Genomic DNA, 12,232 nt, shown 5'->3' on the forward strand with positions numbered 1-12,232 from the left:
CCGAAGGTCCCCGCAGCGGCCTGGATCAACAAGCCGGCACCAGACGGCCCACTGATCCCGGCACAGCGTTAGAACGATCTACCTGCCTTGATCGCTTTGACAGGTTCCGTAGTGAGCAGCTTCGAGTTCGAAAACCCATGGACGCCCGCCCACCAAGCGGTGGAGTCGAGCGACCATGCCACGCTCACGCGTCTCCTCGACGAGGGAGCTGACGTCAATGAGGTCTGCTGCGGGATGACCCTGCTGATGCACACCATCGAACTGGAAGGGGACTCGGCTCTTCAGTCAGGGCAACCGATCGACAGCGCTCTCACCGCGATCGTTCTTGCCTATGGTGCCGACCCAGCCACAACCCTCGACGGCAGAAAAACCGCCTACGAGCTGGCCCGCTTCTACAACCACGACATGGCGATCCGGCTGTTGGACCGGTTCACCACCCATCATGGCCGTGTCACGAAGCTCGATACGGGTGGATCTGCCGATTCCGACCACCGGTAGCCACATGATCGGCCGGAGGTCTTAAGTCGGCAGCAGCTCGTTCAGCCAGGTCGGCAGCTCGGGGTCATCGCGCCAGGCCGAGGTGATCGCGAGGAGGGCATCCCACGATGCATTGGCGACGGGACCAGGGCGACCGTTCTCGAGCTCGTCATACAGCCGACGGCAGAGATGGGACGTGACTTCGTAGAGGGCCCCGTTGACCTCAGCCACGCGCGCCAGAGCGGAACCCGGGGTGTGAGGTGGCTCTCCGTTGAGGCGGATGGTCGGAGCGGCGGCAGCGTACGTCCGGCCGTGGATGAAGTCCCGCAGCGCGACCACCTGGTCCCACGTCGGCAAAGAGCGCTGGCCAGAGGCCGATTCGGTCATGCGGCAAGGCTATCCGCGAGGTCGTCGTTGTTCGAGGCCCCAGCCCCAGCCCCAGCGGCTTGACGGCATAGCACCGTGAGGGACCTTGGCCGGTCGCTCACCTGGCGGCGTGGGCGCTGGTGACGGCTCGAAGCAGAGCTTGCCGAGCGTGGCGGCTGGCCGGTCATCCCGCTCCAGGGGGACGTCCCACCGCTCGGTTGGGAGGCCTTGAGCAATGCGGTGGTCGTGGCCGCACCGAAATCCGAGCACCGCGACCTGTACGGCAAGGTCGACGGTGACTGGCTGCCCCGATGGTCCACGGTCCTGGGTGACGCGACCCGTCTGGTCGCCCAGGGGGCCGAGGTGCCGGTGGAAGAGGTTGCGGACAGCTTTGTCGCCTTCTGCACGGCACCCGCGCCGACAGTGGAGGACTGGCTGCTGCTGACCGGCGACCTCCCTGAGGGGACGCGGATCCCCCTGGGCCACTACACCCTGCAGACCTTCACCGCCGACGAACTCCTGCAGTTGGGCCCGATGCCTGCCCTCCACGCCCTCAAGCCGGGCGGGCTCGACCTCCGGCTCCTGACCGGTGCACCGTTCGTCCACGCCCCCGATCCCGACCGCGCGTCGGACCGCAGCGGCGCACCCTGGTTCGACTTCACCGGCCCGCGGCCGGAAGTCCGGCACTGGAGGGCGCTGCTGCCGCTGATTCTGTGGAGTGACGACCTGCTGTATGTCGACGCGGTATTCGACGTCGAGCGGGGCCGCAATTTCGGTCTGCACCAGAACCACGTGCCCACCACCCTCCACATGTACGAAGACCGTAATGGGAGTCAAGACGAGGCCGACTGACGGCCTGGCTGCGCGCCCGCCGTGACTTGCCCCATTGCCGGATGGCCAGGGGGCGGGTGGGCGATCCGACAGCTGGAAGGGCGCCCCGCTCCGGTTACAGGTCTGACGACGGGCTTGTCTCGGCGACCTGTTCGGATGAGTGGGCTGGCTGGCTGGAGGTGAGTTGTTCTTCCAGCGCGAGTAGTTGGCTGAGGCCGAGTTGCGGTGGCTGCCAGTTGGAGTTGGCGGCGTGGGTGAGGAAGCGGTCGTCGAGTGCGAGGTGGTAGGTCTCGATGTAGTAGGGCAGGTCGGAGTGCCAGAACCATGTTCCGTCGGTCTGCAGCGACAGGGCGCCGATCGCGGTGCCGTCGCCGCGCAGCACATCGCAGGCGATGGAAGGGGAAGCGGCCAGGACCGAACCGGCGCGCAGGTAGGCGGTCACCTGGGTCTCGTGGGCGCGTGCCGTGAGCCCGGCGGCGTCGTGGATGCTCGGCGCACCGGGATCGTCGGCCCGCAGTTCGCGGAAGTCGCCTACGAAGCGTGTCCCGCAGCACTGGACGGTTTGCCGGCGCCGGTGCGGGGCAAGGCCCGGCAGCCCGGACGACGGCCGAAGTGCTTCTGTCGGTGTGTTCGGGCCGGTGATGGTCGCTATGCCGTGGGAGATGGGCTGCGCGGGGCAAGGGAGGGCTTCGGTGGCCGCTGCGACAAGCTCGGCGGGCGGGTCCGCATCGGCGAGCAGCGCGGCCACATAGACCTTGGCGTCGCTGATACTGAGCGCGGGCACGCGCCGGCGCAGCAGCCGCAAGGCATCAACCCTGCCCTGCGCCACGGCGGTGGCCCGTACCTCGTCGTGCAGCGCGTCGACCGGCTCCGGTACGGACTGTCCTTTGATTCTGGGGAGGTACTCGTGCTCCCAGGCTCGCGTCACCGCATCCACCACCCCGATCTGGTGCAGACTGCCGTCGGCCTTGTCCACCAGATAGGGGCCGTTGCCCGCCAGGGCATGACGATGGTCTCTCGTGCGCAGGTACTCGTCGGACTGCCAGGAGACGATCCAGCACAGATCATGCTCCTCGACATGGGCGACGGACACACCCACTGACCTGCCGTACACCGCCATCTCGTTGCGGTACTCGCGCTCGAGCTGCGCTTCGACCAGCTTGATGGCGAACTCACGCTCGATCATCCCGACAGCATCGGTCATCAAGCCCGCACCCACCAGCGAATTCTCACTCGGGTGCTGATGGTCTGTGGGGGAGTGTCGGTTGAACGTCGTCGTCTGAGCGTCAGTGGCGCGGGCGCAGCGATCTGGTCGTTGACGCTGACGGGCGTTGCTCACTCGTTGCTGGCATGAGTGACGAAGGGCCATGCCATTCTCACGCCGACCACCACTCCCCGTCGGCGGCCGGCAGGGACGGATCGGCACCGCACGCCAGTAGGACCGTCGGGCTACCTCGGTGACGGTCTTGCCGCAGGAGCGGACCAGCGCGACGCGGTCGCGCTTGAACTCCTGTGTATCCGCCTGCTGCGACTGCCCTTGCGGGCGTACGAGGGTAGGCGGTGGCCGTCGAAACTCATCGGGGCCGGCCGGGCCGGTTTCAGTAGCGCTGCCCGGGGCCGATGACTGTGAGACCCACCTGCTTGGCGAGCCAGTGTGCGTACGGCTCCCTCATCTGGCGGCCGTCGATGCTGACGCTGCGGACGTGGACGAGGACGGTGTGGTCGTCGGCGGGATCGTCGAACTCGCGGGAGCGGGTGTTGAGGAGGAGCGTCACCTCGGCGTGCTTGGACTCGCCGAGGAAGCCCAGCTCGGGCGCGTCCGGCCAGCACAGGATCTCCCAGTTGATCTCGCCCATGTTCGGGCCGATCGCTGCTGTGAAGGCGTCCTCGATGCTGCCGACCGGCAGGTCGTGCAGCTCGAACTCCACCGGCAGCCGACCCTCGTACGCAGACGGGTCGGCAGGCAGACCGGGCCCCTGAGCGCCGACGACCAGTGTGGGCTGGTCCTCCAACGGCACCCCGTCGAACTCCCCATACTCCTCCTGCCCCCGGAACCACCCTGCGGGCAGCTCCTTCGCCACCCGCCGCACCTCGGCGACGGAACGGAGCTCGGCGTACACGCAGACCTTGGAGTACTCGCAGCGACCGAACTCCATGAGGCGGCGCGCAGTGCGCAGGGCGAGTGCGGGGTCAGGGGTACGGAAGACGGGATAGGCGATGTCGTTGGACATGCAGTGACTGTGCCACGACCCGTCATCGCAGGTCATCGCATTTACGGCACGGTCATACGACCACGCCAAGGTCGAGTGTCGGGACGAACCATGATCGAGAACGCGAAAGATCGATCGCGGCCGGGCCCGTACGCCCGACGCCAGGGCCCTCTACGCCCACCGCATGCCGATCGCGGAGAGTTGCTCGATGCGTTCGGGGGTGAGTGTCGCGGCTCTGCTCCGCTGGTTGCTGATCCACGCCCCAAGGCGGATCTGCCGTGTCTCCTGGTCCTGGCTGTCACGGCCGTCGATGGTGATGGTTTCGATGTGCTTGCGGGGGACTTTCAGATGTCCTTCGCGTGCGTAGTACTGGCGGGCGGCTGCGAGGTTGAGCGCCCATTTGTCGGCCTGCGTACGGCGCGGGCGTGGTTTCTCGCCATCGTCGGCGGGTTCGATGCCGAGGATGTGCTCGCACATCCACTGCTGCACACCGGTGAGCTTGTTCCATCCGATGCGCTGCGCCTGGACCCAGCGCCCCAGATCTTCGGACTGCACCAGCACCTTGCCCGGTGTGGTGGGCAGTTGCCCGCCGACCTCCAGGTGTTGCCGGGTGAGGTGGAAGGCGCGTTGCCAGCTGACGGGCCAGGTGGGGCACCAGGAGGCGTCGATGTCCTCCAGCTGCTCGCGCCGTTCCTGCGACATTGCCCATGCCGACGACTCGACGGGCAGTCCTTCGGCGCGCCGTTGCTCGGCCTCCATCGCCTTGCGGGCTGCGGCCCGGGCGTTCTTCAACCAGATGCCCACCGCATGGCCTCCTGGGCTGACAGCATCGACCGGGGCCAAGAGGTGCCCGGTCTCGGCTGCCCATGCGCGCGCCGCGGCCAGGCCCTCTTCCCAGGCGACGTCGTAGTGCGACCAGACCATGCCGAGCTTCTCGAGCTGCGCGATGCGGTCCTCAACCATCGATCCGCGGGCATAGAACCTTCTCGCGTCGGCGGTCCACTGCCCCAAGGGAAATCCGGCGAGCGAGGCCGGCCACCCGGCCTCCTGCGCCTCGTCATGCTCGGGCACTCGGTAGGTGAAGGGCACGCGCAGCTCGCCGTGGAAGCGGTGGTAGAGGGTGGCGGCTTCGATGCCGCGTCGCCAGTGGGCGTGTTCGGGGTTGAGGACGCGGAGGTTGATGAAAGCGGCCAGCTGTGCAGGATCGCGGGGCGTGCTGAATCTCAGCAGTTCCCGGGCGGGCGCCGACAGCCCGCGGTCTTCGCCCTCGGCACCCTCGCGCTCCTCGCCTCCGCTGCGGGTCTGTACGCCCTTGGAGCGGCTTTGGGCCTGTGGCTCCGCGAGGGTCTCCACGATGCGGGCATCGTGCGCTCGGAGCGCTTCCAAGAGCTTGGCCAACCCACCGAACGCCCGGCTGGTGAACATGTTGTCCGCCGTTTCGCCGGGCCCGAGGAGGACCGGTACCACGAGCGACGCGGTCTTGCCTTCGCCGGGCTGCATGCGCAGCGCCCGGCCGACGGCTTGGACGAGGTCGGGCATGGAGCCGCGGACGTCGGCCCAGTAGACGCTGTCGCAGTTCTTGGTGTCGACGCCCTCGCCCAAAATTCGAACGCTGCTCAGGAAGGTCTTCTCCACGACGGTGCCGTCGGTGGCGATGCCGTCGGCGAACTCCCCGAGGACCCGCTGGCGGTGGTTCGGCTTGTGTTCGCCGCACAGCCAGTTGGCCCAGATCGTGGCCGGGTAGAGCTCCGGGTCGGCGGCGTGCAGCTGCGCGGCGGCGTCCGTGAGGCCGGCCGCGAACGCTTCGGCCTCCTTCACGACATGGTGGAAGACGAGCGTGCGGCGGAAGCCTTCCTCCGAGGATGCCTTGAGTAGCGCGGTCTGCAGGGCGGCGAGCCGCGCCCCGCGGACCTGCTCGGAGCGGCCTTCGGAGCCGAGCAGCTGGGCGGCCTGAAGCTGGGTGTCGGTGATGTCCACGCACACGACCTGGTACGGCGCGCAGATGCCCCGGTCGATCGCCTCGGACAGGGTGAGGGTGTAGCAGCGCGCCCCGAACGGTCCGTCCGGATCATCCTCCATCGAGGCCACCAGCTCACCCGGCGCCCCCGCCCCCGTCCCCGCTCCCGCCTGCTCGGAGTCCTCGTCGAGTTGCCACAGGCGTGGTGTGGCGGTCATGTAGAGGCGGCGCAGGGAGGGGATGCGGGTGTTGTCGTGGACGACTGCCCAGGGCTTGCCGATCCGGCCGGAACATCTGTGCGCTTCGTCCACGACGATTAGCGACCACCCCGGAAGGCCGGCGGCGTGGGCCTGCTCCAGGGTGCCCAGCCCCAGGGATGCGTAGGTGGCGAACACGGTTACCTTTTCAAAGGGCCGCACCCAGTCGACCAGCTCGCCCACGTCTGTGGTGTTGGGGAAGCCCACCTCCTCGCCGCGCAGCGACGATACCCCGATCATCGGCCCTGTGCGGCCGCCCTCGCGCCACGCGGCCTCGGTCTGGGCTAGAAGATCCAAGCTGGGCACGAGCACGAGCACCCGGCCGGCGTGGAGCTCCTCCGCGCTGCGCACGGCGACGAGGCTCTTCCCGGATCCGGTCGCCATGATCACCTGTGTCCGGAGCCCTCGCTCGGGCACAAGTGATCGTGCAGGCAATTCGAGAGCTCGGATAACCGCATCCACGGCCTCTCTCTGATGCGGGCGGAGTGTTCTCTTTTCCACCGAGGCATCCCTTTTTCTCGAAGGTCGCTGTCCGTCCTACCGTCCGTGCACTGTGGATTATCGGTTCCGAACTGCGCATGACGAAGGCTCAGCTTGTCACCGGCGGCGACCTCGACGATGAGGGCGCCGCCCCTGACCGGGGCATCCGGCTGCACGTGGCTCGCCTTGTCGATCCCGTAGCTGCACGTCGTACCTACGGCGGACGCTGGCAGAGGAGCCTCCGGCACGCCGTCCCTGCCGTCGCGCCTGCAGGAGCGTGAGGCGACTGCACCGCCGCGCGAAGTCGAGGGGGAGCAGCTGCTGCCGGGGTGCGGCCGAGGCCGTCATGGTCACCGCGTGCCGGCGTACGGCGAGCCTGTTCGTGGGCTGCGCCCTCATGCCGTTCGCCAGCCCGTCGCCCTCCGGCGGCTGCCCTGGGCCCCGCCGGACACGCGCCACCATGGCAGTGCTGAGCGCGGTCCTTGAGGTGCTGCCTCCCGACCACGAATTGCTGCGCAAGTTCTGCGACAGCGGGCAGTTGCCGGCCGCCGGCGTCGCCGAGTGCATCGCTATGCCGCAGCTGCAGGCCAGCGATGGGTGGTGCTTCCGCTCACCGGTGGCCCTGCGGGGGGAGAACAGCAAAGATGGTTCCCCGGCTGGATCTTGCGTACACGGTGTCCCGGACCACCACGATGGTTTTGGGGTACAGCTCGAACTCCGGCCCGGTACTGATTTCTGGATCACGACGGGGTGCGGAACGCCACAGTTGACGGCCGCTGACCGTATCGAGACAGAAGATCCGCGCGTCGGCGACGCTCACATACAGACGTGTTCCGTCGACGACCGGTTTACCGGGTGACTCCGCGCCCAGTTCGGTACGCCAGAGGAGTCGGCCGGTGGTCGCGTCGAAGGCCATGAGCGTTCCATCTGGCCGGCTGGTGTAGAACGTGTCACCTGACAGGACGCCGTCGCGCCCCGTGGCCTGTTCCAGGGGAACCTGCCGCAGGCTTCCGTCCGGGGCGAGAGTGACGAGTGCGGTGAAACGGCCGTCGTTTGCACGCTTCACAAAGACAGCGCCGTTTTCATCGGTCCTCTGCAACTCGCCGGGGTTTCCATCATCAGTGGTTGCCGTCCAAAGCACCTTCAGCGTGTCGGCGTCGACACTCGTGATCGAGGCACCTGACCGATCGTCATTGAGCACATACAGATTGCCGTCGTCTCCCTTGCGAAGACTGGTACGTGTTCCGTAAGACGTCGGGATGCGGGGGGAGTGTCGAGGAAGGGTTTGGCCTGTCTGAAGGTTCAATGTTTGGATGTGATTGTCTGGCTTGAGGAGATAGAGCGTTGACCCGATGAGCTGTACTCCTTCACCGTTGTCCACCGGGATTGACCACTTCACTTCCCCGTCTTTCATGCTCAACGCGATAAGTTGGACTGGGGGCGTGTTGGAGAGAACCTGTATGTAGGCGAAGCCGGCGGCGGCACCCACGGTGACCTGATACCTGATGCCAGGGACCTTGTGTCGCCACTTGATGTGGCCGCTGTGCGGTTCGAGGAGCATTGCCGCGGTCTTGTCAGTGGTGCAGAGCAGCGCACCGGGTACTCCGTCGCATGCCGCACTGGTCTCGTTGTGGTCCCATGCCTTCTGCTCCCACAGAGCCCACCCCCGTGGACGCGTCAGTGCGGCTGGTTCAACAGCCGGTTTCGACCCGGCCGGGGCCGCGGGCTTCGCGGCGGATGAGGATTTCACGTCTCGGGGTGATCCGTGAGGTGATCTCTGTGCATCGAACGTGTACCAGGCGGCGGTCGCCAGCACGGCGGTCAGGGATACCCCCGCTGCCATGTACCGGGCCACACGTTGTGATGAGCGAGGACGGATGCGCTGCCGCCAGGGGGTGGCCAGCAGGGTAAGCAGCTCTTCGGCGGTTGGACGGGCCTTGGGGTTCTTCTCCAAACATGCCCTGATTACCGGATGTATCAGGTCAGGTACGTGGGTGAGGTCTGGTTCCTCATGAACAACCCGGTACGCGACCGTGTAGGGATTGCTGGCGTCGAACGGCCCGTGCCCCGACGCTGCATACACCAAAGTGGCACCCAGGGCGAAGATGTCAGCCGCCGGACCGGCGTCCTTCGCGGATCGTGCCTGCTCGGGTGCCATGAACGCCGGCGTTCCGACCATTCGGCCAGTGTGTGTGAGGGTCTGTCCGTCCGTCATTCGAGCGATGCCGAAGTCGATGACTCGCGGACCGTCATCGGTCAGGAGCACATTGTCCGGCTTGAGGTCACGATGCACCAGGCCGGCTCGGTGGATGTTGCGTAGGGCTTCGGCGAGTCCCGTCGCGAGCTCCATGAGGGCATCGGGCTGCAGCGGGCCTCGTGTCCGGACGTGATCCCGCAGGGAAGTCCCGTGGATATAGACCGTTGCCATCCATGGGGGGTCCGCGTCGGGATCGGCGTCCACGACTGCCGCTGTGAAGGCACCGCTGACGCGGCGAGCTGACGTGACTTCCTGACGGAAGCGCGTCCGAAACTCGGGGTCCTCAGCCAGTTCCTGACGGATTACTTTTACAGCGACCTCGCGCCCGGACGGAGAAACGGCGAGGTAAACCACGCCCATGCCCCCGGCACCTACGCGGCATTGCACCCGATACAGGCCAATTGACGCAGGCAGACGTTCTTCCTGGATCAATTCCCCTCCCTGAATAGACCACATGGCATCCGCGGCGTCAGCGTACTGATGCCGCGCCGCCGAGGGGGCCTCGCCAAACGGCTGGCGTTTCGAGGTCTGTTGAGGCGTATTGCATGACATGTTGCATATGGACCTGACGGGGTGCCGCGGACTACCTCGGCCCTTCGCGGGTTGGTCGGCGAGGCGGGTCCGCTGATCGTGTTTGCGCGCCATGCAACGGCGTGGTCCGGCTGCCAACACGACCTGCCGACTCCCCGTTTCGTGTCGGGGCGGTCAGGCTGAGGTGCCGGTCTGTTTGGGGCGGAGAGCGGCGCGGCGTCGTGGGAAGTCGCAGAGGAGTGTCGTCAACTTCTCGGCGGCATAGGGTTTTCCGGTCATGCCGTGGTCGGCCAGGAGCTGGGTCAGCTGGTCCGCTGTGGGCGCTGCGCCGTGTTTCTCCAGGTGGCGTGTCCATGCGGTGTAGATGCGGAACTGGGGGAAGTAGCGGCGGAGGGTGGCTGGGCTGATGGCGTCGCCTTGGCGTCCGGTCATGCCGTGGTCTGCTAGGAACCGGGAGAAGTCTGTGTCCTTCGGCTCGGTCCCTTTCTCGTGGATGTATTGCGTCTGCCTGGTAGTAGCGGTCGACCGTGGTCGGTTGCTCGCTCGTGGGTGGTTGCCGCTCTGCCGGCGTTGTGGCTGGGTTTCCGGGATCTTCCGTGTCCGTGTCGCTTCCCGGTGCGGGGCTGGGTGCCGGGAGCTTGACCGTGGCGTGTCGGTGCCCGGAGTGCCGGCGCGCGGCTGGAGCGTGAAGGGGGATGGGGGCATGGCCCTGCACGTGGGTGGGGTCGTAGGCGTGGTTCTCTTGTGCCTTGGGGGTAAGCCGAGGCGCAGCGGACCACGGGCTCGGGCCGGGGCTGTCGTGCGGGGGTTGTTGCTCGTCGGGGTGCGGCTGGGGCCACTCCTGTTCGACGAGCGTCGTGTGCTCCGCGGTCGGCGGTGGGGTCGTGGGCAGCTGTAGTTCCGTAAGTTTTGTGGCTGTAGTCGGGTTCGGCGGCAGCAGCGCCGGTTCGGTCCCGGTGGCGGCGAGGCCGGCGGGCGCGGTGTCCGCCAGGGGAACGCCGTACTTCGCGAGCCGCAGCGGCATCAGGGCCTCGATGGGCGCTTTGCGTCGCCAGGCGCGTCCGTAACGGGCCTTAAGGCGGGTCTGGTAGATCAGCCGGTCCTGCTCCAGCTTGATGACTTGCTCGTACGAGCGCAGCTCCCACAGCTTCATCCGGCGCCACAGCCGGAAGGTGGGGATGGGTGAGAGGAGCCAGCGGGTGAGCCGCACGCCTTCCATGTGCTTGTCCGCGGTGATGTCGGCGATGCGGCCGATCGCGTGCCGGGCGGCTTCGATGGTGACGACGAAGAGGACGGGGATGATGGCGTGCATGCCGGCGCCGAGGGGGTCGGGCCAGGCGGCGGCGCCGTTGAACGCGATCGTCGCCGCCGTCAGCAGCCATGCCGTCTGGCGCAGCAGCGGGAAGGGGATACGGATCCAGGTCAGCAGGAGGTCGAGGGCGAGCAGCACACAGATGCCCGCGTCGATGCCGATGGGGAAGACCAGGGAGAAGGCGCCGAAGCCCTTCTGCTCGGCGAGGTCGCGTACGGCGGCGTAGGACCCGGCGAAACCGATCGCGGCGATGATCACCGCACCGGTGACGACGATGGTGATCAGGGTCCTGTGTGTCCGGGACAGGGGAACAGGGTGCCTCGACTGCGCTGGGTCCACGGCTTTGTGTCCTCCTATCGGTCTGCTCTCGCCCTGGTTGTGTCGGTGACGCTGGTGCTTTCGTGCGCCCCGTCGTCGGGGTCTTGTACTTGGCTGCCGTGTCATGCCGGGCTGGCGTGGGCGGATGCGGGCTGGTTGGACAGGACGAGATCGATGGTCTGTTCGGTGAGGGGTTCCAGGGAGATGTCGTAGGTGCGGGTGATCTGTTGGACGCGGGCGATGGTGTTGCGGCTCTCTTGGAGGTGAGCAGTCCTTAGAAGCCGTTGCGACGTCCCTGGCGCCCTGTGGGCCGCCGACCGCGGCCTGCTCGCCGCGGAGGAGAGCGAGATGCTCCACCGGCAGATCTTCCTCGCCCACCACGCAGCCGGGGACACCGACGCCCTCCGGGCGGCCGCCGCCCGCCTCGCCCGCATCAACGAGCAGCTGGGCGGCGGCGTCGACATGGAGGCAGAGACCGCCGAGCTCCTGCGGAGCCTCCTGCCCCGGCCGACCACCCGCGCGCGCTGAGCGAAGGTCGTTTGAGTGAGGTCACTCCGGCTGCCGCGTCGCGAGGTTGTAGAGCTCGGCCACGGCGGTTGCGGCCTGTGGGACAAGCCCCGTGTCCCGGACGGACGGACCACGCCCGATCTCGATGGCGGCGCCTTCGACGTGTTAGGCGGCGGTCGCGGAGTCGAGGAGGAAGGCGAGGGGAAGGCCAGGCGCTGTACAGGGCAGTGACTCCCGTTCGTCCGCGACGACAACCCCTCAGCTGTCACGCAATGCCCTCAGGCGGGCGCGTAGCGCCGCCGCGATCCGCCCGGCTGCGGCAAGTTCGTCCGGCGTGAGCGGATGGATGAACAGTTCGCGGACGGCACGCAGATGCGGCACCGAAGCGTTGCGGAACGCTTCCCTGCCTTCCGTCGTGAGTACCACCTCGGCGCCCCGGCCGTCGGTGACGTGTTTCTCGCGCCGAATCAGCCCTCGTTCCTCCATGCGCTTGATCTGGTGCGAGAGTCGGCTGCGCTGCCAGCCGATGCGGGCTGCCAGTTCGGAGGGGCGCAGTCGCCCCTGCGCCTCTCGCAGTGCGAGGAGCGCGGCGTAGTCGCCCGGTGACAAGGAGGACTCGCTGTGCAGGCGTGAGGAGAGTTCGGAGCGGAGCGCTTCCGTGGTCTCGATGAAGTCCTGCCAGATCTGCAGTTCCTCGGTGGTGGGGAACGCTCTGTGCCGCTCTCCCAT

At 67.3% G+C, this 12,232-nt stretch carries 10 protein-coding genes; 3 read left to right on the plus strand and 7 right to left on the minus strand.

Annotation, left to right across the window (positions count from 1 at the left end):
- The first annotated feature begins 111 nt into the window (after window positions 1-111).
- Window positions 112-498 carry an ankyrin repeat domain-containing protein gene (locus ABT078_RS41580; RefSeq protein ID WP_351237513.1) on the plus strand — a complete coding sequence of 129 codons (387 nt, stop codon included), beginning with the start codon at window positions 112-114 and terminating at the stop codon, window positions 496-498.
- 21 nt (window positions 499-519) lie between these two features.
- Here ABT078_RS41580 and ABT078_RS41585 read toward each other — a convergent pair whose 3' ends face one another.
- Window positions 520-864, minus strand: a complete 345-nt coding sequence (locus tag ABT078_RS41585; protein WP_351237515.1) for a hypothetical protein — start codon at window positions 862-864, stop codon at window positions 520-522.
- Between the two features lie 207 nt (window positions 865-1,071).
- On the opposite strand from ABT078_RS41585, the gene ABT078_RS41590 reads away from it, so the two are divergent.
- Window positions 1,072-1,695 (plus strand): hypothetical protein, encoded by a 624-nt coding sequence (locus ABT078_RS41590; RefSeq protein ID WP_351237517.1) that lies wholly within the window; start codon window positions 1,072-1,074, stop codon window positions 1,693-1,695.
- Between the two features lie 94 nt (window positions 1,696-1,789).
- Here the strand turns inward: ABT078_RS41590 and ABT078_RS41595 are convergent, their stop codons facing one another.
- The 5 genes from ABT078_RS41595 to ABT078_RS41615 all read right to left on the minus strand — a co-directional run bounded on the left by ABT078_RS41595 (window position 1,790) and on the right by ABT078_RS41615 (window position 11,017).
- Window positions 1,790-2,878 carry a YrhB domain-containing protein gene (locus tag ABT078_RS41595; protein WP_351237519.1) on the minus strand — a complete coding sequence of 363 codons (1,089 nt, stop codon included), beginning with the start codon at window positions 2,876-2,878 and terminating at the stop codon, window positions 1,790-1,792.
- Window positions 2,879-3,272: 394 nt separating this feature from the next.
- The gene (locus ABT078_RS41600; RefSeq protein WP_351237521.1) at window positions 3,273-3,905 is read right to left on the minus strand and encodes a hypothetical protein; all 633 of its coding nucleotides are present in this window, start codon (window positions 3,903-3,905) and stop codon (window positions 3,273-3,275) included.
- A 150-nt stretch (window positions 3,906-4,055) separates the two neighbouring features.
- Window positions 4,056-6,599: a DEAD/DEAH box helicase gene (locus ABT078_RS41605; protein ID WP_351237523.1), complete on the minus strand. Its 2,544-nt coding sequence runs from the start codon at window positions 6,597-6,599 to the stop codon at window positions 4,056-4,058.
- Window positions 6,600-7,188: 589 nt separating this feature from the next.
- A complete protein-coding gene (locus tag ABT078_RS41610) occupies window positions 7,189-9,267 on the minus strand; it encodes a serine/threonine-protein kinase (RefSeq protein ID WP_351237525.1) in 2,079 nt (692 codons plus the stop codon).
- Between the two features lie 151 nt (window positions 9,268-9,418).
- On the minus strand, window positions 9,419-11,017 hold the full coding sequence (locus tag ABT078_RS41615) for a DUF2637 domain-containing protein (protein ID WP_351237527.1): 1,599 nt from the start codon (window positions 11,015-11,017) through the stop codon (window positions 9,419-9,421).
- A 327-nt stretch (window positions 11,018-11,344) separates the two neighbouring features.
- Between ABT078_RS41615 and ABT078_RS41620 the strand changes: the two genes are divergently transcribed.
- A complete protein-coding gene (locus ABT078_RS41620; RefSeq protein ID WP_351237529.1) occupies window positions 11,345-11,524 on the plus strand; it encodes a hypothetical protein in 180 nt (59 codons plus the stop codon).
- A gap of 237 nt (window positions 11,525-11,761) precedes the next feature.
- Here the strand turns inward: ABT078_RS41620 and ABT078_RS41625 are convergent.
- Window positions 11,762-12,232 (minus strand): MarR family winged helix-turn-helix transcriptional regulator (locus ABT078_RS41625; protein ID WP_351237531.1); only part of this gene is annotated, 471 nt, incomplete at its 5' end.

This window comes from Streptomyces sp. NPDC002133 (assembly GCF_040296405.1).
Classification (GTDB): domain Bacteria; phylum Actinomycetota; class Actinomycetes; order Streptomycetales; family Streptomycetaceae; genus Streptomyces.